23 protein-coding genes and 1 tRNA gene are annotated in these 25,765 nt (G+C 66.5%); 8 read left to right on the top strand and 16 right to left on the bottom strand.

The genetic code is table 11. The annotated features are described in order from the left end of the window. Positions 1-27: 27 nt before the first annotated feature. The gene (gene aceE / locus ACSFA2_RS23120) at positions 28-2,757 is read right to left on the bottom strand and encodes a pyruvate dehydrogenase (acetyl-transferring), homodimeric type (RefSeq protein ID WP_435457664.1); all 2,730 of its coding nucleotides are present in this window, start codon (positions 2,755-2,757) and stop codon (positions 28-30) included. A 206-nt stretch (positions 2,758-2,963) separates the two neighbouring features. On the opposite strand from aceE, the gene ACSFA2_RS23115 reads away from it, so the two are divergent. From ACSFA2_RS23115 to ACSFA2_RS23095, 5 genes are all read left to right on the top strand, one after another. Beyond that, positions 2,964-5,504 (top strand): PAS domain S-box protein, encoded by a 2,541-nt coding sequence (locus ACSFA2_RS23115; protein WP_435457663.1) that lies wholly within the window; start codon positions 2,964-2,966, stop codon positions 5,502-5,504. After that, on the top strand, positions 5,501-6,136 hold the full coding sequence (locus ACSFA2_RS23110) for a response regulator transcription factor (RefSeq protein ID WP_262074376.1): 636 nt from the start codon (positions 5,501-5,503) through the stop codon (positions 6,134-6,136). Before ACSFA2_RS23115 ends, ACSFA2_RS23110 begins: the two co-directional genes overlap by 4 nt. A gap of 79 nt (positions 6,137-6,215) precedes the next feature. Next, complete coding sequence (gene folD / locus ACSFA2_RS23105; RefSeq protein WP_435457662.1) at positions 6,216-7,067, top strand: bifunctional methylenetetrahydrofolate dehydrogenase/methenyltetrahydrofolate cyclohydrolase FolD; 852 nt, start codon at positions 6,216-6,218, stop codon at positions 7,065-7,067. 26 nt (positions 7,068-7,093) lie between these two features. Beyond that, the gene (locus ACSFA2_RS23100; protein WP_435457661.1) at positions 7,094-9,151 is read left to right on the top strand and encodes a M3 family metallopeptidase; all 2,058 of its coding nucleotides are present in this window, start codon (positions 7,094-7,096) and stop codon (positions 9,149-9,151) included. Positions 9,152-9,197: 46 nt separating this feature from the next. Further along, on the top strand, positions 9,198-9,836 hold the full coding sequence (locus ACSFA2_RS23095; protein WP_435457660.1) for a glutaredoxin family protein: 639 nt from the start codon (positions 9,198-9,200) through the stop codon (positions 9,834-9,836). 22 nt (positions 9,837-9,858) lie between these two features. Here ACSFA2_RS23095 and rpiA read toward each other — a convergent pair whose 3' ends face one another. Further along, complete coding sequence (rpiA, locus tag ACSFA2_RS23090) at positions 9,859-10,557, bottom strand: ribose-5-phosphate isomerase RpiA (RefSeq protein ID WP_435457659.1); 699 nt, start codon at positions 10,555-10,557, stop codon at positions 9,859-9,861. Positions 10,558-10,595: 38 nt separating this feature from the next. On the opposite strand from rpiA, the gene ACSFA2_RS23085 reads away from it, so the two are divergent. Continuing rightward, complete coding sequence (locus ACSFA2_RS23085) at positions 10,596-11,657, top strand: quinone-dependent dihydroorotate dehydrogenase (protein WP_435457658.1); 1,062 nt, start codon at positions 10,596-10,598, stop codon at positions 11,655-11,657. 18 nt (positions 11,658-11,675) lie between these two features. Here the strand turns inward: ACSFA2_RS23085 and ACSFA2_RS23080 are convergent, their stop codons facing one another. The 14 genes from ACSFA2_RS23080 to uvrB form a co-directional block, all read right to left on the bottom strand. Further along, positions 11,676-12,386, bottom strand: coding sequence for a phage holin family protein (locus ACSFA2_RS23080; RefSeq protein ID WP_435457657.1), 711 nt, complete (start codon positions 12,384-12,386; stop codon positions 11,676-11,678). 58 nt (positions 12,387-12,444) lie between these two features. Continuing rightward, positions 12,445-12,753, bottom strand: a complete 309-nt coding sequence (locus tag ACSFA2_RS23075; protein ID WP_435457656.1) for a glycine zipper domain-containing protein — start codon at positions 12,751-12,753, stop codon at positions 12,445-12,447. A 90-nt stretch (positions 12,754-12,843) separates the two neighbouring features. Beyond that, positions 12,844-13,944: an NAD(P)/FAD-dependent oxidoreductase gene (locus ACSFA2_RS23070; protein ID WP_435457655.1), complete on the bottom strand. Its 1,101-nt coding sequence runs from the start codon at positions 13,942-13,944 to the stop codon at positions 12,844-12,846. A 24-nt stretch (positions 13,945-13,968) separates the two neighbouring features. Beyond that, on the bottom strand, positions 13,969-14,073 hold the full coding sequence (locus ACSFA2_RS23065; RefSeq protein ID WP_435457654.1) for a stereocilin: 105 nt from the start codon (positions 14,071-14,073) through the stop codon (positions 13,969-13,971). Positions 14,074-14,197: 124 nt separating this feature from the next. Beyond that, a tRNA-Val gene (locus tag ACSFA2_RS23060) sits at positions 14,198-14,272 on the bottom strand. 111 nt (positions 14,273-14,383) lie between these two features. Next, positions 14,384-15,097, bottom strand: a complete 714-nt coding sequence (dnaQ, locus tag ACSFA2_RS23055; RefSeq protein ID WP_435457653.1) for a DNA polymerase III subunit epsilon — start codon at positions 15,095-15,097, stop codon at positions 14,384-14,386. Then, on the bottom strand, positions 15,097-15,435 hold the full coding sequence (gene fdx, locus ACSFA2_RS23050; protein WP_435457652.1) for an ISC system 2Fe-2S type ferredoxin: 339 nt from the start codon (positions 15,433-15,435) through the stop codon (positions 15,097-15,099). Before fdx ends, dnaQ begins: the two co-directional genes overlap by 1 nt. 11 nt (positions 15,436-15,446) lie before the next feature. Beyond that, positions 15,447-17,303, bottom strand: a complete 1,857-nt coding sequence (gene hscA / locus ACSFA2_RS23045; protein ID WP_435457651.1) for a Fe-S protein assembly chaperone HscA — start codon at positions 17,301-17,303, stop codon at positions 15,447-15,449. Positions 17,304-17,393: 90 nt separating this feature from the next. Further along, positions 17,394-17,912 (bottom strand): Fe-S protein assembly co-chaperone HscB, encoded by a 519-nt coding sequence (gene hscB, locus ACSFA2_RS23040; protein ID WP_435457650.1) that lies wholly within the window; start codon positions 17,910-17,912, stop codon positions 17,394-17,396. A gap of 60 nt (positions 17,913-17,972) precedes the next feature. After that, on the bottom strand, positions 17,973-18,296 hold the full coding sequence (gene iscA / locus ACSFA2_RS23035) for an iron-sulfur cluster assembly protein IscA (RefSeq protein ID WP_435457649.1): 324 nt from the start codon (positions 18,294-18,296) through the stop codon (positions 17,973-17,975). A 1-nt stretch (position 18,297) separates the two neighbouring features. Further along, positions 18,298-18,714, bottom strand: a complete 417-nt coding sequence (gene iscU / locus ACSFA2_RS23030) for a Fe-S cluster assembly scaffold IscU (RefSeq protein WP_262074357.1) — start codon at positions 18,712-18,714, stop codon at positions 18,298-18,300. Between the two features lie 43 nt (positions 18,715-18,757). Next, entirely contained in the window at positions 18,758-19,978 is a 1,221-nt protein-coding gene (locus ACSFA2_RS23025) for an IscS subfamily cysteine desulfurase (protein WP_435457648.1), read from the bottom strand. A gap of 75 nt (positions 19,979-20,053) precedes the next feature. Then, positions 20,054-20,590, bottom strand: coding sequence for a Fe-S cluster assembly transcriptional regulator IscR (gene iscR, locus ACSFA2_RS23020; RefSeq protein ID WP_286645076.1), 537 nt, complete (start codon positions 20,588-20,590; stop codon positions 20,054-20,056). Between the two features lie 195 nt (positions 20,591-20,785). Continuing rightward, positions 20,786-22,897, bottom strand: a complete 2,112-nt coding sequence (gene uvrB, locus ACSFA2_RS23015) for an excinuclease ABC subunit UvrB (protein WP_435457647.1) — start codon at positions 22,895-22,897, stop codon at positions 20,786-20,788. Between the two features lie 103 nt (positions 22,898-23,000). Here uvrB and ACSFA2_RS23010 point away from each other — a divergent pair, with 103 nt between their 5' ends. Together ACSFA2_RS23010 and ACSFA2_RS23005 are read left to right on the top strand one after the other, a co-directional pair. Beyond that, positions 23,001-24,197, top strand: coding sequence for an amino acid aminotransferase (locus ACSFA2_RS23010; protein WP_435457646.1), 1,197 nt, complete (start codon positions 23,001-23,003; stop codon positions 24,195-24,197). Between the two features lie 107 nt (positions 24,198-24,304). Beyond that, positions 24,305-25,765, top strand: a complete 1,461-nt coding sequence (locus tag ACSFA2_RS23005) for a polyhydroxyalkanoate depolymerase (protein WP_435457645.1) — start codon at positions 24,305-24,307, stop codon at positions 25,763-25,765.

Raw genomic sequence — 25,765 nt, 5'->3', positions numbered from 1 at the left:
TCGGGCGCATCGGTTGTTCGGGGTGGGTTACGCGTAGAGCGGGTTGACCTTGTCGGCGTTGATGCCGTACTTCTGGATGGCCTCGGCGACCTTCGAGGCCGGCAGCGTGCCGTCTTCGGCCAGCGCCTTGAGCGTGGCCACCACGATGAAGTGGCGGTTGATCTCGAAGTGCTCGCGCAGCTTGCTGCGGAAGTCACTGCGGCCGAAGCCGTCGGTGCCCAGCACCTTGTAGGTCCGGCCCTTCGGGATGAACGGACGGATCTGCTCGGCGTAGGCCTTCATGTAGTCGGTCGATGCCACCACCGGGCCGGTGCTGGCTGCCAGCTGCTGCGCCACGAAGGACACGCGTTGCGTCTCGGTCGGATGCAGCAGGTTCCAGCGGTCGGCGTCCTGGCCGTCGCGCGTGAGCTCGTTGAAGCTCGGGCAGCTCCAGACGCTGGCGCTGATGCCCCATTCCTTCTCGAGCAGTTCCTGCGCCGCGATGCTCTCGCGCAGGATGGTGCCGCTGCCCAGCAGTTGCACGGTCGGCGCCTCCTTCGCGCCCTTGGCCGGCTTGACCACCGGGCCCTGCTTGCACAGGTACATGCCCTTGAGGATCTGCTCCTCGGTGCCGGGCTGCAGGCCGGGCATCGCGTAGTTCTCGTTGAGCAGCGTGAGGTAGTAGTAGACGTTGTCCTGCTTCTCCACCATGCGCTTGAGGCCATGGTGCAGGATCACGCCGACCTCGTGCGCGAAGGTCGGGTCGTAGCTCACGCAGTTCGGGATGGTGTTGGCCAGGATGTGGCTGTGGCCGTCTTCGTGCTGCAGGCCTTCGCCGTTGAGCGTGGTCCGCCCCGAGGTGCCGCCCAGCAGGAAGCCGCGCGCCTGCATGTCGCCGGCCGCCCAGGCCAGGTCGCCGATACGCTGGAAGCCGAACATCGAGTAGTACACGTAGAACGGCACCATGATGCGGTTGTTCGTGCTGTACGACGTGGCCGCCGCGATCCAGCTGGACATGCCGCCGGCTTCGTTGATGCCTTCCTGCAGGATCTGGCCGGCCTTGTCTTCCTTGTAGTACATGACCTGGTCCTTGTCGACCGGCGTGTACTGCTGCCCCGCGGGGTTGTAGATGCCGATCTGGCGGAACAGGCCTTCCATGCCGAAGGTGCGCGCCTCGTCGACCAGGATCGGCACGACGCGCGGGCCCAGCGCCTGGTCGCGCAGCAGCTGCGTGAGGAAGCGCACATAGGCCTGCGTGGTCGAGATCTCGCGGCCCTCGGCGGTCGGCTCCAGCACGGCCTTGAAGGTGTCCAGTGCCGGCACGGTGAAACTCTCGTCGGCCTTCGTGCGGCGGTGCGGCAGGTAACCGCCCAGCGCCTTGCGACGTTCGTGCAGGTACTTCATCTCCGGCGTGTCGTCGGCCGGCTTGTAGAACGGGATGTCGGCGAGCTGGCTGTCCGGGATCGGGATGTTGAAGCGGTCGCGGAAGGCCTTGATGTCTTCGTCGCCCAGCTTCTTGGTCTGGTGAACGTTGTTCTTGCCTTCGCCGATCTTGCCCATGCCGAAGCCCTTGACGGTCTTGACGAGCAGCACGGTGGGTTGGCCTTCGTGCTTTTGCGCGGCATGGAAGGCGGCGTACACCTTCTGCGAATCGTGGCCGCCGCGCTGCAGGCTCCAGACCTCGTCGTCGCTCAGGTGCTCGACCATCTTCAACGTGCGCGGATCGCGGCCGAAAAAGTTCTTGCGGACGTAGGCGCCGTCGTTGGCCTTGAACGACTGGTAATCGCCGTCGTTGCACTCCATCATGATCTTGCGCAGGGCACCGTCCTTGTCGGCGGCGAGCAGGGCGTCCCAGCCCTTGCCCCAGATCAGCTTGATGACGTTCCAGTTGGCGCCGCGGAACTCGCCCTCGAGCTCCTGGATGATCTTGCCGTTGCCGCGCACCGGGCCGTCCAGGCGCTGCAGGTTGCAGTTGATCACGAAGATCAGGTTGTCGAGCTTTTCGCGCGCGGCCAGGCCGATGGCGCCCAGCGATTCAACCTCGTCCATTTCGCCGTCGCCGCAGAACACCCACACCTTGCGGTTCTCGGTGTTGGCGATGCCGCGGGCATGCAGGTACTTGAGAAAGCGCGCCTGGTAGATGGCCATCAGCGGGCCGAGGCCCATCGACACCGTCGGGAACTGCCAGAACTCGGGCATCAGCTTCGGATGCGGGTAGCTCGACAGGCCCTTGCCATCGACTTCCTGGCGGAAGTTGAGCAGTTGCTCTTCGCTCAGACGGCCTTCGAGGTAGGCGCGGGCGTAGATGCCCGGCGACACGTGGCCCTGGATGTACAGGCAGTCACCGCCGTGGCCTTCGCTCTCGGCGTGCCAGAAGTGGTTGAAGCCGGCACCGAACATGCTGGCCAGCGAGGCGAAGGAGCCGATGTGGCCGCCCAGGTCGCCGCCATCGGCCGGGTGCAGGCGGTTGGCCTTGACCACCATCGCCATCGCGTTCCAGCGCATGTAGGCGCGCAGGCGCTGTTCAATCTCGAGGTTGCCGGGGCTGCGCGCTTCGAGCTCGGGTTCGAGCGTGTTCACATAGCCGGTGTTGGCCGAGAACGGCAGGTCGACGCTGTTCTGGCGCGCGTGTTCGAGCAGCTGTTCGAGCAGGAAGTGCGCCCGCTCGGGCCCCTCGCTCTGGATGACGGCGGACAGCGCGTCCATCCATTCACGGGTTTCCTGCGCATCCGCGTCGTTCGCGGCCGAGCCGAAATGGTTCTCGGGATTTGCCGACATGCTTGTCTCCTTGAGGGCGTGGCTGTGGATTTGACTGGGCGGAAATGTCGCACAGAACAGGTCAAATTTCAAATGGTGTCTGATGTTTTCTTAATGTGAAAACGCTGATCGGCAGATTCTGCGGAGCGCACCGGGCCATCGCAGTCTGAACCGTTTTGGAGACCGCTTCGCGTCAGGCCAACTAGGGGTTCCCCTACACTCGGTCGATGCCCCTCTTCAGCCCGCTTGCTGCCGCCCGCAGCGCCGTGAAAGCCTCGCCACTGGCGTGGTGGCGCCGCTGGTGGCGCCGTCAGACGCCGGTGCTGCAGGACTCGGTCGCGATGCTCGTGCCGCTCGCCGCCGTGATCCTGTTTCTGGCGGCTATCGTGTCGGCCTTCTGGTACCTGCGGGCCGAAGAGATCGAGCGCGAGCAGGAATCGGTCAAGCGCGACGTCGAATACGCGCAGCAGCGGCTGCGGCTGCGGCTGCTCGAACGGCAGGAGCAACTCATGCGCCTGGCCCGCGACGCCTCCAACCGCGAGATCGACGCCGCGGAATTCGGCAGTCGCGCCGAGTCCCTGGTGAGCCAGTACCCCGAACTGCAGGCGATCAGCTGGATCGACGACCGCCGGCGCTTCAAGGCCAACTACGCCGCGCCCAGCGTGCACCCCGCGCAGCAGCATGTGCTGGACGACGTGCTGCGCCCGGGCGACATCGAGAGCAACTATGCGCTCGCCCGCGAGTTGCGTCAGCCGGTCTTCTCGCAGCCGGTGACGGGTGGCGACCCGGTCGCGATGCTGCAGTTGCATATCCCCCTCTTCGACCAGGGGCTGTTCGCCGGCGTGGTGCTGGGTGAGTTCTCGATCGACAGCCTCTTGCGCTACGGCGTGCCACCGGAGGTCAGCGCGCGCTACGCCGTCGCCCTGCTGGATGCAAAGGGCGGGGTGCTCGCCGGCAACACCGTCAACCCGCGCGCCGACGGCACACGGCTGCTGCCCTGGGTCGAGCACACGAACGAATACGAGGTGCCGGTGTCGCCGATCGGCAATGCCGTGATCCTGCGCGCGCAGGCCTATCGCACCTCGCCCGGGCTGGTGGGCAACGGACTGTTCTGGCTGGTCGGCGCGCTGAGCGTCTTGACCGCCTGGATGCTGATCGGTACCTGGCGCCACACCCGCCGCCGCCTGCAGGCGCAGCAGGCGCTGATCGCCGAGACCAACTTCCGGCGCGCGATGGAAAACTCGATGCTCACCGGCATGCGGGTGCTCGACCTCGACGGACGCATCACCTACGTGAATGCCGCCTTCTGCGCCATGACCGGCTGGAGCGAATCCGAACTCGTGGGGCAGAAACCGCCCTTCCCGTACTGGCTCGAATCCGACCGGGAGGTGATGAACGAGCGGCTCGAAGAGGAACTGCATGGCCGCGCCCTGCCCGGCGGCTTCCAGGTGCGGGTCAAGCGCAAGAACACCAGCGTCTTCAACGCCCGGCTTTACGTGTCGCCGCTGATCGATGCGCGCGGCCACCAGACCGGCTGGATGACCTCGATGACCGACATCACCGAGCCGACGCGCATCCGCGAGCAGTTGTCGGCGTCGTACGAGCGCTTCACGACGGTGCTGGAGGCGCTCGACGCCGCGGTGTCGGTGGCGCCCATCGGCAGCGAGGAGCTGCTCTTCGCCAACAAGCTGTACCGACTGTGGTTCGGCTCCGACACGGTCGGCCACCTGTCCATGGTGGCGCAGGCCGGCGTGCCCGCGTCGGCCGCGCACGACGACGCGCTCGACGACGTCGACCCCTTCGCCGGCCTGCCGATCGACACGCTCACCACGGCGCAGCCGGCCAACAACGAGATCTTCGTGCCCGAGCTGGGCAAGTGGCTGGAAGTGCGTTCGCGCTACCTCACCTGGGTCGACGGTCGGTTGGCCCAGCTGGTGATCGCCACCGACATCACGCCGCGCCGCGACGCCGAAGAACAGGCCGCCGCGCAGGCCGACCGGGCGCAGGCCGCGAGCCGGCTGATCACGATGGGCGAGATGGCCTCGAGCGTCGCGCACGAGCTCAACCAGCCGCTGACCGCCATCAGCAACTACTGCAACGGCATGATGTCCCGCATCAAGGGCCAGCAGATCGACTCCGACGCCCTGCTCGCCGCGCTGGAGAAGACCGCCAAGCAGGCGCAGCGGGCCGGCCAGATCATTCAGCGCATCCGCTCCTTCGTGAAGCGCAGCGAGCCGAACCGCACCCCGGCCGACGTGGCGACCATGGTCGGCGAGGCGGTCGAGCTGGCCGGCATCGAACTGCGCCGACGCAACGTGCGACTGAACCACTACGTGGCGGCACGGCTGCCCATCGTGCTGGTCGACCCGATCCTCATCGAGCAGGTGCTGGTGAACCTGCTGAAGAACGCGGCCGAATCGATCGACCTGGCCGAACGCCCGCTGGCGCGGCGCAGCGTGGAGTTGCGCGTGCTGCCCAAGGTCATCGAAAGCCAGAACGCCATCGAGTTTTCAGTGCAGGACACCGGCATGGGCCTGGCACCCGAGGTGATGGACCGCCTGTACGAAGCCTTCTTCTCCACCAAGGCCGAAGGCATGGGCATCGGGCTGAACCTCTGCCGCACCATCGTGGAGTCGCACCGCGGCCGCATGCAGGCCGAGAACATCTACAATGGTTCGGACGTGGTCGGATGCCGTTTTTCCTTCTGGATTCCGGTGCTGGACGCTAGCAGTTCCGTAGCAAACGACGAGGCAAAGGTACCCGCATGAGCTTGATTCCAAAGAAGGGCACGGTCTATGTCGTCGACGATGACGAAGCCGTGCGCGACTCCCTGCAGTGGCTGCTCGAAGGCAAGGACTACCGGGTCCGCTGCTTCGATTCCGCCGAATCCTTTCTCTCCCGCTACGACCCCCGCGAGGTCGCCTGCCTGATCGTCGACATCCGCATGGGCGGCATGTCGGGCATCGAGTTGCAGGACCGGCTGATCGAGCGCCGCTCGCCGCTGCCGATCGTGGTCATCACCGGCCACGGCGACGTGCCGATGGCGGTCGACTCAATGAAGAAGGGCGCGATGGACTTCATCCAGAAGCCCTTCAACGAGGACGAGCTCGTCACGCTGGTCGAGCGCATGCTCGAACACGCACGGGGCGCCTTCGCGCAGCACCAGCAGTCGGCCAGCCGCGACGCGCTGCTGTCCAAGCTCACCGGCCGCGAGGCGCAGGTGCTCGAGCGCATCGTCGCCGGCCGGCTCAACAAGCAGATCGCCGACGACCTGGGCATCAGCATCAAGACGGTCGAGGCGCACCGCGCCAACATCATGGAGAAGCTCAACGCCAACACCGTGGCCGATCTGCTGAAGATCGCGCTTGGCCAGGCCCAGCCGACGGCGAAGGCCCCCTGAAATGCTATCGGCCAGATAGCCAGAAAGTCCCCCGACGCCTGCGCAAGCGGGCGTTTCTACTTGGAAAATCGAAAACACGATGACAGCCCAACTGATCGACGGCAACGCCCTCTCCCGCACACTGCGCGCCGACGTCGCCGCGCGTGCCGCCGCGCTCAAGGCGCGCGGCGTGACGCCCGGCCTGGCCGTGGTGCTGGTCGGCGAGAACCCCGCCAGCCAGGTCTATGTGCGCAACAAGGTCAAGGCCTGCGAAGACAACGGCCTGCACTCGCTGCTCGAGAAGTACCCGGTCGACCTGAGCGAGGCCGAGCTGCTGGCCCGCGTCGACGCTCTCAACGACGACCCGGCCATCCACGGCATCCTGGTGCAGCTGCCGCTGCCGCCGCACATCGACGCCCAGAAGGTCATCGAAGCCATCTCGCCCGAGAAGGACGTGGATGGCTTCCACGTGGCCAGCGCCGGCGCGCTGATGACCGGGGCGCCCGGCTTCTGGCCCTGCACGCCCTACGGCTGCATGAAGATGCTCGAATCGATCGGCTACGAGTTGCGCGGCAAGCACGCGGTGGTCATCGGCCGCAGCAACATCGTCGGCAAACCGATGGCGCTGATGCTGCTGGCCCAGAGCGCCACCGTCACCATCTGCCACAGCGCCACGGCCGACCTGGGCGCCATGACGCGCCAGGCCGACGTGATCGTCGCGGCCGTCGGCAAGCGCAACGTGTTGACCGCCGACATGGTCAAGCCCGGCGCGGTGGTCATCGACGTCGGCATGAACCGCAACGACGAAGGCAAGCTCTGCGGCGACGTCGACTTCGACGGTGTGAAGGAAGTCGCCGGATGGATCACGCCGGTGCCTGGCGGCGTCGGCCCGATGACCATCACCATGCTGCTGGTCAACACGCTCGAAGCCGCCGAACGCATCGCCCACTGACTTGAACTTACGCCCCACGGCGCCAGATGGAAACCATGACCAATCCGCTCCTCGACTTCACCGATCTCCCGCTGTTCGACCAGATCAAGCCGGCGCATGTCGCGCCAGCCGTCGACACCCTGCTGGCCGACGCCGAGGCGGCGCTGCAGACCGTCACCGCGCCGGACTTCCCGGCAGACTGGATCGCGATCTCGAAGGTGCTGGACGTGTCCTCCGAGCGCTTCAGCCGGGCCTGGGGCGCGGTCGGCCATCTGAATGCCGTGGCCGACACGCCCGAACTGCGCGCGGCCTACAACGACGCCATGCCGCGCGTCACCGCCTTCTGGACCCGCCTGGGCTCCGACGAGCGGCTGTATGCCAAGTACAAGGCCATCGACCCCGCCACGCTGAACGCCGAGCAGAAGCAAGCGCACCGCAATGCGATCCGCAACTTCGTGCTGGGCGGCGCCGAGCTGCAGGGCGCCGCCAAGGAGCGCTTCGCGATCATCCAGGAACGCCAGGCCGAGCTGAGCCAGAAGTTCAGCGAGAACGCCCTCGACGCCACCGATGCCTTCGCCTACTACGCCGAAGCGAGCGAGCTCGAAGGCCTGCCGGAAGACGTGATCGGTGCCGCGCGCGCCGGGGCCGAGGCGGATGGCAAGCCCGGCTACAAGCTCACGCTGAAGATGCCCTGCTACCTGCCGGTGATGCAGTTCGCCAAGCGCAGCGCGCTGCGCGAGACGCTCTACCGCGCCTACGCCACCCGCGCCAGCGAGTTCGGCGACCCCGCCCTCGACAACACCGCGCTCATCACCGAGATCCTGGCGCTGCGCGAGGAAGAGGCGAAGCTGCTGGGCTACCGCAACTTCGGTGAACTGTCGGTCGTGCCGAAGATGGCCGATTCGCCCGCGCAGGTCGTGAAGTTTCTGCGCGACCTCGGCACCCGCGCCAAGCCCTTCGGCGAGCGCGACCTGGCCGACCTGCGTGCCTTCGCCGCCGAGCAACTGGGACTGGACGATCCCCAACCCTGGGACTGGACCTTCGTCGGCGAGAAACTGAAGGAAGCGCGCTACGCCTTCAGCGAGCAGGACGTGAAGCAGTACTTTCCGGCGCCCAAGGTGATGGCCGGCCTCTTCAAGATCGTCGAGACGCTGTTCGAAGTGACCATCCGCCGCGACTTTGCGCCGGTGTGGCACCCGACGGTCGAGTTCTACCGCATCGAACGCGGCGACCAGCGCGTCGGCCAGTTCTACCTCGACCCCTCCGCCCGGGCGGGGAAGCGCGGCGGCGCCTGGATGGACGACGTGCGCGCCCGCTGGCTGCGCCCCGACACCGGCACCCTGCAGACACCGGTCGCGCAACTGGTGTGCAACTTTGCCGAAGGCGTCGACGGCAAGCCGCCGCTGCTGACGCACGACGACGTGACCACGCTCTTCCACGAGTTCGGCCACGGCCTGCACCACATGCTCACGCAGATCAACGAGCGCGACGTGTCCGGCATCAGCGGCGTCGAATGGGATGCGGTCGAACTGCCCAGCCAGTTCATGGAGAACTTCTGCTGGGAATGGGACGTGCTGCAGCACATGACCGCGCACGTCGACACCGGGCTGCCGCTGCCGCGCGACCTGTTCGACAAGATGACGGCGGCCAAGAACTTCCAGAGCGGCCTGCAGACGCTGCGCCAGATCGAGTTCTCGCTGTTCGACATGCTGCTGCACACCGAATTCGATGCCGCCAAGGCACAGCCGGGTGGCGTGATGGCGCTGCTGGGCCAGGTGCGGTCGGAAGTGGCGGTGATGCCGTCGCCGGCCTTCAGTCGCACGCCCAACACTTTCAGCCACATCTTCTCGGGCGGCTACGCGGCTGGCTACTACAGCTACAAGTGGGCCGAGGTGCTGAGCGCCGACGCCTATGCCGCCTTCGAGGAAACCGCGCAGCCGAACGGCGAGCCGAGCATCGAGACCGGCCGCAAGTACCGCCAGGCCATTCTCGAAGCCGGTGGCAGCCGCACGGCGATGGAATCGTTCAAGGCCTTCCGCGGCCGCGAGCCGCAATTGGACGCGCTGCTGCGCCACCAGGGCATGGCAGAAGCCCAGCCGGCCTGAGAGATACTCGGGCGAATCGTCGCCCGACGCGACGCACGGAGCCCCGATGACACGTCTTGTCCGACTTTCTCTTCTGTTGCTCGGCATCGCACTCGCAGCGAGCACCGCCTCGGCGCAGCAGGTCTACCGCCAGGTCGACAAGAACGGCAAGGTGATTTTTTCGGACCAGCCGCCGGCGGCCAATGCCGCGCCCGCGGCGTCCCGGGGCGGGGTATCGACGGTCGGCGATGGCGGTGCCATCGGCGGGTTGCCGTACGAACTGCAGCAGGTGGCGCAACGCTACCCGGTCACGCTCTACACCCGCGACGACTGCGCGCCCTGCGACACCGGCCGCGCCCTGCTGGGCACACGCGGCGTGCCCTTCAACGAGCGGCAGGTGAAGACGCCGGCGGACGCCGAAGCGCTGCAGCGGCTGAGCGGGGAGACCTCGCTGCCGCTGCTGGCCATCGGCGGCCAGCAACTCAAGGGCTTCTCGGACACCACCTGGTCGCAGTACCTCGATGCGGCGGGTTATCCCAAGAGCATTCGATTGCCCGCAGGCTACCGCAACCCGCCGGCGCAACCGATGGTGGCGCAGCAGGCCGCCCCGGCGGCACCGGCCGCCACGGCGGTGACCAGTCCGACACCGGCGGTCCCGCCACCGGCCCCGCGGTCGCCGAGCAACCCGGCCGGCATCCAGTTCTGACAACCGGCGTCGCCGCGCACGCTCAGGCGTAGCGCAGCGTCTCGACGCCGCTCGACGTTCCCAGCAGGCAGACCGTCGCACGCTGGTGCGCGAACACGCCGACCGTCACCACGCCCGGCCACTGGTTGACCTCCGACTCGAAGCCCAGCGGGTCGGCGATGCGCAGCGCGCTCACGTCGACGATGTGCTGACCGTTGTCGGTGACCAGTGGCACACCGTCTTTCTCGCGCACCTGGGCGACGCCGCCCATCCGCTCGAACTGCCGCATGATGCGGCGCGCGGCCATGGGGACGACCTCGACCGGCACGGGGAAGACTCCGAGCACGTCGACCCGCTTGGACGCATCGGCGATGCACACGAAGGAGCGCGACTGCGCCGCCACGATCTTCTCGCGCGTGAGCGCGGCACCACCGCCCTTGATCATGAAGCCGCGGCCGTCGATCTCGTCCGCACCGTCGATGTAGACCGCCAGTTCGTCGACCGCATTGCTGTCGAAGACCTCGATGCCGACGGCCCGCAGGCGCTCGGTGGAGGCGACCGAGCTCGACACCGCGCCGCGGATGCGGTGCTTCATGGTGGCGAGCGCCTCGATGAACTTGTTGACGGTGGAGCCGGTGCCCACGCCGACGATCTCGCCCTCCACCACGTAGGCCAGCGCGGCGCGCCCGACCTGGGCCTTGAGTTCATCCTGTGTGAGCGGAGCGGGGGAGGAAGCGGTCATCGGGGAGAATCCTGGGCTTAGAAGCCGAGAATTATCCGATGTCCCTTTCGTCCCTCTACGGGCTCGCCCGCCCTTTCCTCTTCGGCCTCGATGCCGAGCATGCCCACGAGGTGACGCTCGGCCTGCTGGCACGCACCCAGAACACGCCGCTGGCCTGTGCCTATGCCAGCAGCCGCGTCGACGACCCGGTCACGCTCGCCGGCCTTCGCTTCCCCAACCGCGTCGGCCTGGCCGCCGGGCTGGACAAGAACGCCCGTTGCATCGACGCCTTCGCCGCCATGGGCTTCGGCTTCGTGGAAGTCGGCACCGTCACGCCCAAGCCGCAGCCTGGCAATGCGAAACCGCGCATCTTCCGACTGCCCGAGCGCCAGGCGCTCATCAACCGGCTGGGCTTTAACAACGACGGGCTCGACGCCTTCGTCGCCAACGTGCAACGCGCCCGTTTCCGGTCGGGCCAGGGCAGCCGCGCGCCGATGCTGCTGGGCCTGAACATCGGCAAGAACGCCAGCACGCCGATCGAGCGCGCGATCGACGACTACCTGCTGTGCCTGGACGGCGTGTACCCGCACGCCGACTACGTGGTGGTGAATGTCTCGAGCCCGAACACGGCCAACCTGCGCTCGCTGCAGAGCGACGAGGCGCTCGATGCGCTGCTGGCCACGATCGTCGAACGCCGCGAGGCGCTGGCCGCGCAGCACGGCCGGCGCGTGCCGCTGTTCCTGAAGATCGCGCCCGACCTCGACGAAACGCAGGTCCAGGTCATTGCCGCCACCCTCCAGCGGCACGGCATGGACGGCGTGATCGCGTCCAACACCACGCTGTCGCGCGAGGCCGTGGCGGGACTGCCGCACGCGGAGGAAACAGGCGGCCTGTCGGGCGTGCCGGTGCGGGAGGCCAGCAACCGGGTCATCGCGCAGTTCCGGGCCGCGCTGGGGCCCGGCTTTCCGATCATCGGGGTGGGCGGGATCATGAGCGGCGAGGACGCGAAGGCCAAGCTCGCGGCCGGTGCGGACGTGGTGCAGATGTACACCGGCATCATCTACCGCGGGCCGTCGCTGGTTCGCGAAGTCGCCGAAGCGCTGCGCCAGCAAGGCGCCTGAGCGCCCGGCCGTCGACGCTCAGCGCATGCGCCAGAGCACCGGCGCGACGAAGGCGGCCCAGCGCAGCAGGCGCCGCGGCTTGACGACGGCGACCAGCACGGCGGCCGCTGCGGCCGTGGCCATGGGATGTTCGCGCGCCAGACGGAGAGCGGCCTCACTCGGTGTTTCATTCGCAGGGGGCGGCATGCGCGGGCGCGCTGCTTCGTCGTCGCTGGCGGCCTGGAGCACCGCAATGCGCTGGCGCTGACGCGCAATACGAGCCAGCAGTTGCTCCTGCGTTTCAGGGCGCGACGGGCGTGGCGTGCCAACCGGCTGACCTTCGTTGCCGATACCCAGGCGGTCCTGCACCCAGGCCCAGTCACGCGCCAGTTCGAGCTTCGCCGGTTCGATGGCCGCATTCGCCTGCCGCAGGTTCGACAGCAGCGCGATGACCGCGCCGAGCCAGAGCAGCACCCAGACGAGCGCCACGCACCATGCGGCCGTGGCGCGGTACGGGCTGTCCCAGAAGTGCACGACGATGGCGACCGACAGGAGCGCCACAGTAACCGTGGTCAATGCGAGCACGGCGACCGTGAGGACGATCACGGATTGCAGCCGCTGCTTCTCGGCGTCCCACGCCATCCGGATCAGCTGTGCGCGGTCTTCCGCTGCCATCGCCCCTTCGCCCGCCACGATCTTCAGGCGGCGTATGCGCGCGTCCAGTCCCAGCAAGGACAAAATTTTCTTCATCCGATCCTCCCGATCGTGCGCGCCGTGGCCGGCGCGTCAGTTCTTCAGCAGCACGCGCTCAGCGGCGCCCCAGCAAGAGACCGATCAGCACGCCCGCTGCCAGCGCGCCGGCAGCGATCTGCCAGGGCTCGTCATGCGCGTACGCGTTCGCGGTGCTGGCGGCGTCCTTGGCCTTCTTGGCGGCGATCTTGCTCTTCTCCGCGGCCAGTTCGCGCGCAATGGCGAGCTTGGCTTCGACGCGCTGGCGCAGGGCCTTGATCTGCGGATTGGACTCGAGGTCCTTGCCGCCGAGCACGCCCTTCACGTCGTTGGCGATGTCTTCGACCACCGCATTGGCCGCGGCTTCGAGGTTGTTGGATGCACTCATGGGTAAACGTTCCTCCGTGATGGGTACCGGCACCGCGCCGGCGGCCTGACGCCGGCGCGCGGCGTGCAGTTCCATGTTACAGGCTGATGATCATCGCGCGAGCAATTCCGCCACATGTCGTCCGATGGCCAAGCTGCTCGTCAGCCCCGGAGATTCGATGCCGAACAGGTTCACCAGCCCCGGCACGCCATGCGCCTGTGGACCGGCAATCACGAAGTCACGGGCCGGCTCGTGGGGGCCGGCGATCTTCGGACGAATGCCGGCGTAGCCGGGGACCAGCGCACCGTCCGGCAGCGCCGGCCAGTAGCGACGGACCTCGGCGTAGAACCCATCGCCACGGCGCGGATCGACGACCAGATCTGCAGGCGAGTCGACCCACTGCACGTCCGGACCGAACTTGGCCTGCCCCCCGAGATCGAGCGTGAGATGCACGCCCAGGCCGGCGGACTCGGGCACCGGATAGATGAGCCGCTGGAACGGCGCCCGGCCGGCCAGCGTGAAGTAGTTGCCTTTGGCGAAATGCGCGGTCGGCACCGACGGCTGCGGCAGTCCTTCGAAACGCCTTGCCAGCAGGGGCGCTGTCAGCCCCGCCGCATTGACGACGGCTGCACAGCGCAGCGTCGTGCCGTCCTCGCCCGTCAGTTCGATCCCGTTGGCGGTGCAGACGGCGCGCTCGACCGGCGACTTCAACGCGAGCATCCCACCCGCGTTCTCGAGGTCGCCCTGCAGACTCAGCATGAGCGCATGGCTGTCCACAATGCCGGTGCTCGGTGAGTGAAGGGCAGCCAGGCACGCCAACTGTGGCTCCAGGGAACGGGCCTCGGCACCCGTGAGCAACACCAAGTCATCGACGCCGTTGGAACGCGCCTTGGCCAGGATCGCGTCCAATTGGTCGACCTGCGCCTCGGTCGTGGCCACGATCAGCTTGCCGCAGCGACGATGCGGCAAGCCGCGCTCCTGCGCATAGGCGTAGAGCGCCTGCTTGCCCTCGACGCACAACCGCGCCTTGAGCGAACCTGCCGCGTAGTAGATGCCGGCGTGAATCACCTCGCTGTTGCGAGAGCTGGTGCCGGTGCCGATGGCGCCCTCTGATTCGAGCACCAAAACCTCACGCCCCTCCAGCGCGAGGGCACGTGCAACGGCCAGACCAACCACACCCGCGCCGATGACAACGCAATCGAATTCATCCATGCCGCAAGCTTAGCGGCAATGCTTTTAAGAAGACGCGCCCTTGTCGGGCTCGACCGGCATATCGGCCGGCTCGGGCGGGTCCGGCAGATCGGGGGTGATGGGGGACGGCAAATCGGGACTGGTGGCCATAAGGCACTCCTTTGCCGTCCTCTTCTACGAGCATCGACCGCAGCACGCGCCAGTGAACAGCCGCAATCCGCGTCGGTGCGAGCCGACAACACGCGCTGGCTGCGATAAATCCGATATGGGAAATTGGTGGGCGGTGGAGGTTTCGAACCTCCGACCCCAGCAGTGTGAATGCTGTGCTCTACCCCTGAGCTAACCGCCCGGTCGGCAATGAACATTGCCGATCGATGTTTGTGCGCTGCCTGTCCAACTGCGTGGGAGACCGCGGCAATTTCGCGCCGAAGTGCGAAGCCTCAGATTATGCCACAGCGTTTTAGCCCTGCACTTCGATTTGGCGAAAGAGCGTCTGGCCTTTGCTCGACTTGTCCAGCTGCACCAACAGGTCATCATGGGCCGCGAGTTCGTGCCCTGTCGCCATCAGCACCGGCAGCACGAAGTTGCGCAGGTCGACGGCCACCACCGTCCCGACGGCCGGTTCGTTCGTGGAAACGTCGATGAGCAACGCGTCCTGACCTCGCGTGAGATTGATGTAGACGTCGGCGAGCAACTGCGCGTCAAGCTTGGCGCCGTGGAAGGTGCGGTTGGAGCGGTCCACACCGAAACGGTCGCACAGCGCATCGAGCGAGTTGCGCTTGCCGGGATACACCGCCTTCGCCATGGCCAGCGTGTCGGTGACCTCGGCGACGAAGTCGCGCAGCGGCGGCAGGCCCGCCAGCTCGAATTCCTTGTTCAGGAAACCGACGTCGAACGCTGCGTTGTGAATGATCAGTTCGGCACCGCGCAGGTACTCCACGACATCGTTCGCGAGCGCCGCGAATTTCGGCTTGTCGCGCAGGAAATCGGTGGTCAGCCCGTGCACCTTCAGCGCGTCCTCATGGCTTTCGCGCTCGGGGTTGAAGTAGAAGTGCAGGTCGTTGCCGGTCAGCTTGCGGTTGAACAGTTCCACGCAGCCCAATTCGATGACGCGGTCGCCGTTCTCGGCGGACAGGCCGGTGGTTTCCGTGTCGAGGACGATCAATCGCGACATCAGTGGTTCTCCTTGGCGTGATTGATCGAATACTTCGGGATCTCGATCGTCACATCGTCCTGCGCGAGGATGGCCTGGCAGCTCAGGCGCGACTGCGGCTCCAGACCCCAGGCGCGGTCCAGCAGGTCGTCCTCGACTTCGTCGGACGGGTTGAGCGAATTGAAGCCCTGGCGCACCACCACATGGCAGGTGGTGCAGGCAGCGCTCATCTCGCAGGCATGTTCGATGTTGACGTGGTTGTCCAGCAGCGCCTCGCAGATCGAGGTGCCAGCCGGTGCGTTCACCTCGGCACCTTGCGGGCAGTATTCCGGGTGAGGAAGGATCTTGATCGTGGGCATCGGGAGGTGTTCTACAAGGATTCGACGGTGCGGCCCGACAAGGCCCGCGCAATGCCGTGGTTCATGCGCTGCGCGGCGAAGGCCTCGGTGCCGTCGGCCAGCGCCTTGGTGGCCGCTTCGACCACGGCCGCATCGGTGGCGGACACCGCGCTTCGCAGCCCGGCCATGAGCGCATCGATGGCGGCACGTTCGTCGCCCAACAGCAGATCGCCGTCGGCATCGAGCGCGCTCTGCGTGGCGATCAGCATGCGCTCGGCATCGACGCGCGCCTCGACCAGCGCGCGCGCCTGCATGTCCTGCTGGGCAGTCGAGAAGCTCTCCTGCAGCATGGCCGCGATCTGGTCGTCCGACAGACCGTACGACGGCTTGACGGTAACGCTCGCCTCCACGCCGCTGCCCTGCTCCTTCGCGCTGACGCTGAGCAAGCCGTCGGCGTCGACGGTGAAGGTCACGCGGATGCGCGCCGCGCCGGCGGCCATCGGCGGGATGCCGCGCAGCGTGAAGCGCGCGAGGCTGCGGCAGTCGGCCACCAGGTCGCGCTCGCCTTGCACCACATGCAGCGCCAGCGCCGTCTGGCCGTCCTGGTAGGTGGTGAAGTCCTGCGCCATCGCGGTCGGGATGGTCTGGTTGCGCGGCACGATGCGCTCGACCAGTCCGCCCATGGTTTCGATGCCCAGCGACAGCGGAATCACGTCGAGCAGCAGCAGATCGCCCGCGCCGTTGTTGCCGGCCAACTGGTTGGCCTGGATGGCAGCGCCGAGCGCGACCACCTCGTCGGGGTTCAGGTTGGTCAGCGGCGCGCGGCCGAAGAACGCGGCCACCGCCTCGCGGATCTGCGGCATGCGCGTGGACCCGCCGACCAGCACGATGCCCTGCAGGTCGTCGGGCTTGAGCTTGGCGTCACGCAGCGCCTTGCGCACCGCGGCGATGGTGCGGGCCGTCAAGGCTTGCGTCGCGGCGTCGAACTGCGCACGCGTCACCTCGACACGCAGCTCGGCGCCACCGAGCGCTGCGACGAAAGGCGCCGCATCGGCATCGGTCAGCGCTTCCTTGGCCGCGCGTGCGGCGACCAGCACGGCCGCGCGGTCACCGTCGTTCTCGGCCAGGCGACCGGCCTGTGCCAGGACGGCGTCGGCCAGTGCATGGTCGTAGTCGTCGCCACCCAGCGCCGAGTCGCCACCGGTCGCGATGACCTCGAAGACGCCCTGCGTCAGCCGCAGGATCGAGATGTCGAACGTGCCGCCACCCAGGTCGTACACGGCGTAGACGCCCTCGCTGCCGTTGTCCAGGCCATAGGCGATCGCCGCGGCCGTCGGTTCGCTGATGAGGCGCAGCACGTTCAGCCCCGCCAGTTGCGCCGCGTCCTTGGTGGCCTGGCGCTGGCCTTCGTCGAAATACGCCGGCACGGTGATGACGGCGCCGTGGAGCTCGTCGTCGAAGGTGTCTTCGGCACGGTAGCGCAGCGTGGCGAGGATCTCGGCGCTGATCTCGACCGGCGACTTGATGCCCGCCAGGGTACGCACCTTCACCATGCCGCCCTCGTCGACCAGGCCATAGGACATGGCGTCGCGGTGCGCGATGTCGGCCAGGCCGCGGCCCATGAGCCGCTTGACCGAGGTGATGGTGTTGGCCGGGTCCTGCGCGCGCGCGGCCACCGCATCGAAGCCGATCTGGCGGCGATCGCCATCGAGGTAGCGCACAGCCGACGGCAGGATCACGCGGCCCTGGCCATCCGACAGGCACTCGGCCACGCCGTTGCGCACCGCCGCGACCAGGGAATGGGTCGTGCCCAGGTCGATGCCCACCGCGATGCGGCGCTGGTGCGGATCGGGCGCTTGGCCCGGTTCGGAAATCTGGAGAAGTGCCATCAGGCCTCCCGCCGGGCCGCCCCAAGGGGGGCCTGCGCCCCCTCGGGGGGCAGCGAATACACGAAGTGATGAGCGTGGGGGTTCATGCCGCTATTGTCCCAAGGCGTCGGCTTTCGCCTCGAGGTCCTGCGCAAAGCGCTCGATGAACATGAGGGCTCTCACCTGCTGCGACGCCGCAGGGAAGTCGCCCTGCTCGTCGATCAGCCCCTCGAGCGACGACAGCGCACGGGCTCGGGCGGCATCGACTTCGGCCTGCAGGGCGTCGACCGCCGCGATGGCGGTCGCATCGTCCAGCGACTCCCGCCACTCCATCTGCTGCATCAGGAACTCCCCGGGCATGGCCGTGTTGTTCTCGGCCTCGATCGGGGCACCGTTGAGCTCGCACAGGTAGCTGGCACGGCGCACCGAGTCCTTGAGCCGCTGGTACGCCTCGTTGATGCGCACCGACCACTGCATGGCGATGCGCTGCGCCGCCGCGCCCTGCGACGCGAAGCGGTCCGGGTGCGCCTCGCGCTGCAGGTCCTTCCAGCGTGCGTTGAGCACGGCGCGGTCCTGCGCAAACGTGGCCGGCACGCCGAACAGTTCGAAATCGGTGTCTTGGAGATTCATGGCAATAAAAAACCGCCAGCACATGACATGGTGGCGGCAGTGGCGCGGGTCAGCGCGCGATCAGATCCTGAAGCTCTCACCGCAACCGCAACGGTCGCGCTCGTTCGGGTTGATGAACTTGAAGCCCTCATTAAGCCCTTCGCGCACGAAGTCGAGCTGCGTTCCGTCGATGTAGGCCAGGCTCTTCGGGTCGACCAGCACCTTCACGCCCTGGTCCTCGAAGACCACGTCCTCGGGCGTCAGTTCGTCGACGTACTCCAGCTTGTAGGCCAGGCCCGAGCAGCCGGTGGTCTTGACACCCAGCCGCACGCCCACGCCCTTGCCCCGCTTCCCGAGGTAACGGTTGACGTGGCGCGCAGCCGCTTCGGTGAGCGTCACAGCCATGTCAGTGGACCGCCGTTTCGGCCGATGCCACGGCCGTGCCGTGCTTCTGCTTGTAGTCGTTGACCGCCGCCTTGATGGCGTCTTCGGCCAGGATCGAGCAATGGATCTTGACCGGCGGCAGCGCCAGTTCTTCGGCGATCTGCGCGTTCTTCAGCGCTGCCGCTTCGTCCAGCGTCTTGCCCTTGACCCATTCGGTCACGAGCGACGACGAGGCGATGGCCGAGCCGCAGCCGTAGGTCTTGAAGCGCGCGTCTTCGATCACACCGGTTTCCGGGTTGACCTTGATCTGCAGCTTCATGACGTCGCCGCAGGCCGGCGCGCCGACCATGCCGGTGCCGACCGAGTCGTCGCCCTTTTCGAAGGAGCCGACGTTGCGGGGATTTTCGTAGTGGTCGATGACCTTGGGTGAATATGCCATGGTGTTACCTCTTCAATCGTGTCGGTTGCGCGTTCGGGTGGGGCTAGTGGGCCGACCACTGGATCGTGCTGATGTCGATGCCGTCCTTGAACATTTCCCACAGAGGGCTGAGTTCGCGCAGCTTGGCGACGTTGTGCTTGATGGTGGAGATCGCGTAGTCGATCTCTTCTTCGGTCGTGAAGCGCCCGATGGTCATGCGCAGGCTGCTGTGGGCCAGCTCGTCGCTGCGGCCCAGGGCGCGCAGCACATAACTGGGCTCCAGGCTGGCCGACGTGCAGGCCGAACCGCTCGACACGGCCAAGCCCTTGATGCCCATGATCAGCGACTCGCCTTCAACGTAGTTGAAGCTCATGTTCAGGTTGTGCGGCACACGACGCTCGATGTCACCGTTGATGAACACCTGCTCCACATCCTTCAGGCCGTTGAGCAGACGCTGCTGCAGGCGGCGCGCATGCGCGATGTCGTCCTTCATCTCGAGCTTGGCGATGCGGAACGCCTCGCCCATGCCGACGATCTGGTGCGTGGGCAAGGTACCCGAGCGCATGCCGCGCTCATGACCGCCACCGTGCATCTGGGCTTCGAGTCGCACGCGCGGCTTGCGGCGCACGTACAGCGCGCCGATGCCCTTGGGTCCGTAGGTCTTGTGCGAGGCGAGGCTCATCAGGTCGATGGGCAGCGCCGTGATGTCGATCTCGACCTTGCCGGTGGCTTGGGCCGAATCGACATGGAAAATCACGCCCTTTTCGCGGCAGACATTGCCCAGCGCGACCACGTCTTGAATGACGCCGATCTCGTTGTTCACGAACAGCACGCTCGCCAGGATGGTGTCGGGGCGGATCGCGGCCTTGAACTTTTCCAAATCGACGAGGCCGTTTTCCTCGACATCGAGGTAGGTCACTTCGAAGCCCTGGCGCTCGAGTTCGCGCATGGTGTCGAGCACAGCCTTGTGCTCGGTCTTCAGGGTGATCAGGTGCTTGCCCTTGCCCTTGTAGAACTGCGCCGCGCCCTTCAGCGCGAGGTTGATCGACTCGGTGGCACCCGACGTCCAGACGATTTCGCGCGGGTCTGCATTGATCAGATCGGCCACCTGGCCGCGTGCCTTCTCGACGGCCTCCTCGGCTTCCCAACCCCACGCATGGCTGCGCGACGCCGGGTTGCCGAAGTGCTCCCGCAGCCACGGGATCATGGCGTCGACGACGCGCGGATCGACCGGCGTGGTCGCGCCGTAATCAAGGTAGATGGGGAAATGTGGGGTGACGTCCATGGCTCACTCAGACTCGTGGGGTTTCTAGGTTTTCGGTCGGATGCTCAGCGCGCGGCGCCGCAGCGCCGCCCTCGATCACGACTTGGCGAAGGCGTTGCCCAGCGCGAACACCGAATTCGGCGCATTCACGCGGATGGGCTTGACCACCGGCTGGGCCGAAATGGCGCGCTTCACAGCCGGCTTGTTCTCGATCTGCACGCCCTTGGCGATCTGGTCGTCGACCAGCTTCTGCAGCGTGACCGAATCCAGGAACTCGACCATGCGCTGGTTCAGCGAAGCCCACAGCTCGTGCGTCATGCAGCGACCAGCCTCGCCCAGGCAGTTTTCCTTGCCGCCGCAGTGCGTGGCGTCGATCGGCTCGTCGACCGACACGATGATGTCGGCCACGGTGATCTCGGCTGCCTTGCGGCCGAGGCTGTAACCGCCACCGGGGCCGCGCGTCGACTCCACCAGTTCATGGCGGCGCAGCTTGCCGAACAGCTGTTCGAGGTAGGACAGCGAGATCTGCTGGCGCTGGCTGATCGCGGCCAGGGTGACCGGACCGGTGTTCTGGCGCAGCGCCAGATCGATCATGGCGGTCACGGCAAAACGACCTTTGGTAGTGAGACGCATCGCAAGCTCCTTGTGCTTCGTTACATTGACACTCGGCAGATGCCGAGTGGCGTGGTCTCCGCCCTTACCGGCCCATGACCACAGAGGTCTGATCCGGCCCTTCATCGCGAAGTTTCTTTGTTGTTGACTGTTTCGCTCAAGTATAACAGAAAGCCCCTCGGCGCGCTCGGGTAAACCCGCGCCGGCGCCCGAGCCTCAGAGCGTGGGGATGTTGTCGCCGCCAGCGGCGCCGAAAGCCTGTTCCCGCAGGTGCGCCAACTGGTCGCGCACCCGCGCGGCCTTCTCGAATTCCAGGTTGCGGGCGTGTTCCAGCATCTGCTTTTCGAGCCGCTTGATCTCGCGCGCGATGTCCTTCTCGCTCATGTCTTCGACCTTGGCGCGCTCCAGCTCGAGCTTGGCCATTTCCTTGCCGGTCTTCTCGCTGTAGACGCCGTCGATCAGGTCGCGCACCTTCTTGACGATGCTGCGCGGCGTGATGCCGTGGGCCTCGTTGTGGGCAATCTGCTTGGTGCGCCGCCGCTCGGTTTCGCCGATCGCCTTCTTCATCGACTCGGTCATGCGGTCCGCATAGAGGATCGCCTTGCCGTTCATGTTGCGGGCCGCCCGGCCGATGGTCTGGATCAGGCTGCGCTCGGCCCGCAGGAAGCCTTCCTTGTCGGCGTCGAGGATGGCCACCAGCGACACCTCGGGAATGTCCAGGCCTTCGCGCAGCAGGTTGATGCCCACCAGCACGTCGAAGGCGCCCAGCCGCAGGTCGCGCAGGATTTCGACGCGCTCGACGGTGTCGATGTCGCTGTGCAGGTAGCGCACTTTCACGCCGTTGTCGCTCAGGTAGTCGGTCAACTGTTCGGCCATGCGCTTGGTCAGCGTGGTGATGAGCACGCGTTCGTTCTTGTCGACGCGGATGCGGATTTCGCCCAGCACATCGTCGACCTGGTGGGTGGCCGGCCGCACCTCGACGATCGGGTCGATCAGGCCGGTCGGCCGCACCAACTGTTCGACGACGTTGCCGGCATGGTCGATTTCGTACTGCGCCGGCGTGGCCGACACGAAGATGCACTGCCGCATGCGCCGCTCGAACTCCTCGAACTTGAGCGGCCGGTTGTCCATCGCCGACGGCAGCCGGAAGCCGTACTCGACCAGCGTGGTCTTTCGCGCCCGGTCGCCGCTGTACATGGCGTTGAGCTGGCCGATCATCTGGTGGCTCTCGTCGAGGAACATCAGCGCGTCCTTCGGCAGGTAGTCGGTCAGCGTGGCGGGCGGATCGCCCGGCGCGGCGCCCGAGAGATGCCGCGAGTAGTTCTCGATGCCCTTGCAGTGGCCGATCTCGGCGAGCATTTCCAGGTCGAAGCGGGTGCGCTGCTCCAGCCGCTGCGCCTCGACCAGCTTGCCCTGGCCGACGAATTCCTTGACGCGATCGACGAGCTCCAGCTTGATGGTCTCGACCGCGGTCATGACTTTGTCGCGCGGCGTGACGTAGTGGCTCGACGGATAGATCGTGAAGCGCGGGATCTTCTGCCGGATGCGGCCGGTGAGCGGGTCGAACAGCTGCAGCGTCTCGATCTCGTCGTCGAACAGCTCGATGCGGATGGCCAGTTCGCTGTGCTCGGCCGGGAACACGTCGATGGTGTCGCCCCGCACCCGGAAGGTGCCGCGCGAGAAGTCCTGCTCGTTGCGCGTGTACTGCATGCGGATCAGCCGCCCGATCACGTCGCGCTGACCGATCTTGTCGCCAATGCGCATGATGAAGCGCATCTGCGTGTAGTCCTCGGGGGTGCCGATGCCGTAGATGGCGCTCACCGTGGCGACGATCACCGTGTCGCGCCGCTCCAGCACGCTCTTGGTGGCCGACAGCCGCATCTGCTCGATGTGCTCGTTGATCGAACTGTCCTTCTCGATGAACAGGTCGCGCTGCGGCACGTAGGCTTCGGGCTGGTAGTAGTCGTAGTAGCTGACGAAGTACTCGACCGCGTTCTTCGGGAAGAACTCGCGAAACTCGCTGTAGAGCTGGGCCGCCAGCGTCTTGTTGGGGGCGAACACGATCGCCGGCCGCCCCAGCCGCGCGATGACGTTGGCCATGGTGAAGGTCTTGCCGGAGCCGGTCACGCCCAGCAGGGTCTGGAACACCTCGCCGTTCTCGACGCCCTCCACCAGGGCGTCGATGGCCGCCGGCTGGTCGCCGGCTGGCGGATACGGCTGGAACAGCTCGAATGGCGAGCCCGGAAACGTCAGAAAGACGCCCTCTTTGGCAGGCCCGGCGGCGTCTGCATGGTTGGACTCGGGAATGACTTCAGACGTATCGGGCATGGGCGGTCCGTACCAGTTGGCGTGCGGTCGGTAAAATTCAAGGCAACCCGAAAGCCTAAACCAGCTTCGGGATCCCTGCCAGATTCATCCAGAGGACTTTTTCATGTCTATGTTCACCGCCGTCGAGATGGCGCCGCGCGACCCGATTCTTGGTCTCAACGAGCAATATGCCGCCGACAGCAACCCCCACAAGGTCAATCTCGGCGTCGGCGTGTACTACGACGACAACGGCAAGCTCCCTCTGCTGGCCTGCGTGAAGGCCGCCGAGGAAGACATGATGAAAACGCCGACGGCCCGCGGCTACCTGCCGATCGACGGCATCGTCGCCTACGACAACGCCGTCAAGGGCCTGGTCTTCGGCGCCGACAGCGAGCCGGTCAAATCGGGCCGAGTGGCCACGATCCAGGCCATCGGCGGCACTGGCGGCCTGAAGGTGGGCGCCGACTTCCTGAAGAAGCTCAGCCCGGATGCCAAGGTGCTGATCAGCGACCCGAGCTGGGAAAACCACCGCGCGCTGTTCACCCAGGCCGGCTTTGCGGTCGACAGCTACCCCTACTACGACGCTGCCAACCGCGGCGTGAACTTCGACGGCATGCTGGCCGCGCTGAACGCCGCACCCGCCGGCACCATCGTCGTGCTGCACGCCTGCTGCCACAACCCGACCGGCTACGACATCACGGCCGCGCAGTGGGACCAGGTCATCGCCGCCGTCAAGGCCAGGAACCTGACGCCCTTCCTCGACATGGCCTACCAGGGCTTCGGCCACGGCATCGCCGAAGACGGCGCGGTCGTCGGCAAGTTCGTCGAGGCCGGCCTGAGCTTCTTCGTCTCCACCTCGTTCTCCAAGAGCTTCAGCCTGTATGGCGAACGCGTCGGCGCCCTGTCGGTGCTGTGCGAGAGCAAGGAAGAAGCCGCGCGCGTGCTGTCGCAGCTGAAGATCGCGATCCGCACCAACTACAGCAACCCGCCGATCCACGGTGGCGCCGTGGTGGCCGCCGTGCTGAACGACCCGGCCCGCCGCGCCGTGTGGGAGAAGGAACTCGCCGAGATGCGCACCCGCATCAAGGCGATGCGCCAGACCTTGGTCGACGGCCTGAAGGCCGCCGGCGTGAAGCAGGACATGAGCTTCATCACCACGCAGATCGGCATGTTCAGCTATTCGGGCCTCACCAAGGACCAGATGGTGCGCCTGCGCAACGAATTCGGCGTGTACGGCACCGATACCGGCCGAATGTGCGTCGCCGCGCTCAACAGCAAGAACATCGATTACGTCTGCCAGAGCATCGCCAAAGTCGTTTGAGTCGACTAGGTGACAGGTGAGTGACGGGGCTTAGGGTTCGGACCCTACGCCCGAACCCTGGTTCTGCCGATATATTGCACTGCAACAACCAGCCTCCACGGATCACGATGCTCTATCACCTCTATGAAGCCCAGCGGTCCCTGATGGAACCGCTGACGGACTTTGCCCAGGCCGCGGCCAAACTCTTCAGCAACGGGACGTCGCCGCTGTCGCATACGCCCATGGCGCAGCGCATGGCGGCTGGTTACGACCTGCTCTATCGGCTGGGCAAAGACTACGAGAAGCCGGAATTCGGCCTCACCTCGGTCGATGTGGATGGCAACAACGTGGTCATCCAGGAGGTCGTCGAGCTCGACAAGCCCTTCTGCCAGTTGCGCCGCTTCAAGCGCTTCACCGACGACCCGGCCACGCTGCAGGTGCTGAAGAAGCAGCCCGTGGTGCTGGTCGTGGCGCCGCTGTCGGGCCACTACGCCACGCTGCTGCGCGACACGGTGCGCACCCTGCTGAAGGACCACAAGGTCTACGTCACCGACTGGAAGAACGCACGCACGGTGCCGATGTCCGAAGGCGCCTTCCACCTTGACGACTACATCCACTACGTCGAGGACTTCATCCGCCACCTGCAGGCCGAATACGGCAACTGTCACGTGATCAGCGTGTGCCAGCCCACGGTGCCAGTGCTGGCCGCCGTGTCGCTCATGGCCAGCCGCGGCGAGCAGACCCCGCTGTCGATGACGATGATGGGCGGCCCGATCGACGCGCGCAAGTCGCCCACGGCGGTCAACAACCTCGCGATGAACAAGAGCTTCGAGTGGTTCGAGAACAACGTGATCTACCGCGTGCCCGAGAACTTCCCGGGCGCCGGCCGCCGCGTGTACCCCGGCTTCCTGCAGCACACCGGCTTCGTCGCGATGAACCCCGACCGCCACGCGACCAGCCACTACGACTACTTCAAGGACCTGATCAAGGGCGACGACGCGAGCGTCGAGGCGCACCGCAAGTTCTACGACGAGTACAACGCCGTGCTCGACATGGACGCCGACTACTACCTCGAAACGATCCGCGCCGTGTTCCAGGAATTCATGCTGGTCAACGGCACCTGGGACGTGCGCAATGCCGACGGCTCGGTCGAACGCGTGAAGCCGCAGGACATCACCGGCAGCGCGCTGCTCACGGTCGAAGGCGAGCTCGACGACATCTCCGGCTCGGGCCAGACGCAGGCTGCGCACGATCTCTGCACCGGCATCCCGAAGACGCAGCGCCAGCACTATGAAGTCCAAGGTGCCGGCCACTACGGCATCTTCAGCGGACGTCGCTGGCGTGACCTGGTGTACCCGCAGCTCAAGGCCTTCATCGCCACACACGACGCGCCACAGAAGCGCGCCATCGCCTCGGCACCGACGGCCGTGACAGCCGAAGACACCGTGACCGCCAAGCCGCCCCGCCGTGCCAGCGCGGCACCGGTCAAGAAGACGGCTCGCCCTGCCGCCAAGGCGCCAGCCAAAAAAGCGGCCGCCAAAACCGCTGCACGCAAGGCCACCGCCCCGGCCCGCCGGAGTGCACGCTAG

The organism is Variovorax cryoconiti (genome assembly GCF_051216395.1).
Taxonomy (GTDB): domain Bacteria; phylum Pseudomonadota; class Gammaproteobacteria; order Burkholderiales; family Burkholderiaceae_C; genus Variovorax.
This window is presented reverse-complemented; position numbering and strand designations above follow the sequence as displayed.

Excerpts from the sequence above, each read along its gene's own strand:
- iscR (WP_286645076.1), bottom strand. The coding sequence starts at position 20,590 with ATGCGTCTCACTACCAAAGGTCGTTTTGCCGTGACCGCCATGATCGAT.
- ACSFA2_RS23075 (WP_435457656.1), bottom strand. The coding sequence starts at position 12,753 with ATGAGTGCATCCAACAACCTCGAAGCCGCGGCCAATGCGGTGGTCGAA.
- hscA (WP_435457651.1), bottom strand. The coding sequence starts at position 17,303 with ATGGCACTTCTCCAGATTTCCGAACCGGGCCAAGCGCCCGATCCGCAC.
- ACSFA2_RS23115 (WP_435457663.1), top strand. The coding sequence starts at position 2,964 with ATGCCCCTCTTCAGCCCGCTTGCTGCCGCCCGCAGCGCCGTGAAAGCC.
- ACSFA2_RS23100 (WP_435457661.1), top strand. The coding sequence starts at position 7,094 with ATGGAAACCATGACCAATCCGCTCCTCGACTTCACCGATCTCCCGCTG.
- ACSFA2_RS23025 (WP_435457648.1), bottom strand. The coding sequence starts at position 19,978 with ATGGACGTCACCCCACATTTCCCCATCTACCTTGATTACGGCGCGACC.
- folD (WP_435457662.1), top strand. The coding sequence starts at position 6,216 with ATGACAGCCCAACTGATCGACGGCAACGCCCTCTCCCGCACACTGCGC.
- ACSFA2_RS23085 (WP_435457658.1), top strand. The coding sequence starts at position 10,596 with ATGTCCCTTTCGTCCCTCTACGGGCTCGCCCGCCCTTTCCTCTTCGGC.
- ACSFA2_RS23010 (WP_435457646.1), top strand. The coding sequence starts at position 23,001 with ATGTCTATGTTCACCGCCGTCGAGATGGCGCCGCGCGACCCGATTCTT.
- ACSFA2_RS23070 (WP_435457655.1), bottom strand. The coding sequence starts at position 13,944 with ATGGATGAATTCGATTGCGTTGTCATCGGCGCGGGTGTGGTTGGTCTG.
- iscA (WP_435457649.1), bottom strand. The coding sequence starts at position 18,296 with ATGGCTGTGACGCTCACCGAAGCGGCTGCGCGCCACGTCAACCGTTAC.
- uvrB (WP_435457647.1), bottom strand. The coding sequence starts at position 22,897 with ATGCCCGATACGTCTGAAGTCATTCCCGAGTCCAACCATGCAGACGCC.
- ACSFA2_RS23095 (WP_435457660.1), top strand. The coding sequence starts at position 9,198 with ATGACACGTCTTGTCCGACTTTCTCTTCTGTTGCTCGGCATCGCACTC.
- rpiA (WP_435457659.1), bottom strand. The coding sequence starts at position 10,557 with ATGACCGCTTCCTCCCCCGCTCCGCTCACACAGGATGAACTCAAGGCC.
- ACSFA2_RS23110 (WP_262074376.1), top strand. The coding sequence starts at position 5,501 with ATGAGCTTGATTCCAAAGAAGGGCACGGTCTATGTCGTCGACGATGAC.
- ACSFA2_RS23005 (WP_435457645.1), top strand. The coding sequence starts at position 24,305 with ATGCTCTATCACCTCTATGAAGCCCAGCGGTCCCTGATGGAACCGCTG.
- ACSFA2_RS23080 (WP_435457657.1), bottom strand. The coding sequence starts at position 12,386 with ATGAAGAAAATTTTGTCCTTGCTGGGACTGGACGCGCGCATACGCCGC.
- aceE (WP_435457664.1), bottom strand. The coding sequence starts at position 2,757 with ATGTCGGCAAATCCCGAGAACCATTTCGGCTCGGCCGCGAACGACGCG.
- dnaQ (WP_435457653.1), bottom strand. The coding sequence starts at position 15,097 with ATGTCGCGATTGATCGTCCTCGACACGGAAACCACCGGCCTGTCCGCC.
- ACSFA2_RS23065 (WP_435457654.1), bottom strand. The coding sequence starts at position 14,073 with ATGGCCACCAGTCCCGATTTGCCGTCCCCCATCACCCCCGATCTGCCG.
- hscB (WP_435457650.1), bottom strand. The coding sequence starts at position 17,912 with ATGAATCTCCAAGACACCGATTTCGAACTGTTCGGCGTGCCGGCCACG.
- fdx (WP_435457652.1), bottom strand. The coding sequence starts at position 15,435 with ATGCCCACGATCAAGATCCTTCCTCACCCGGAATACTGCCCGCAAGGT.
- iscU (WP_262074357.1), bottom strand. The coding sequence starts at position 18,714 with ATGGCATATTCACCCAAGGTCATCGACCACTACGAAAATCCCCGCAAC.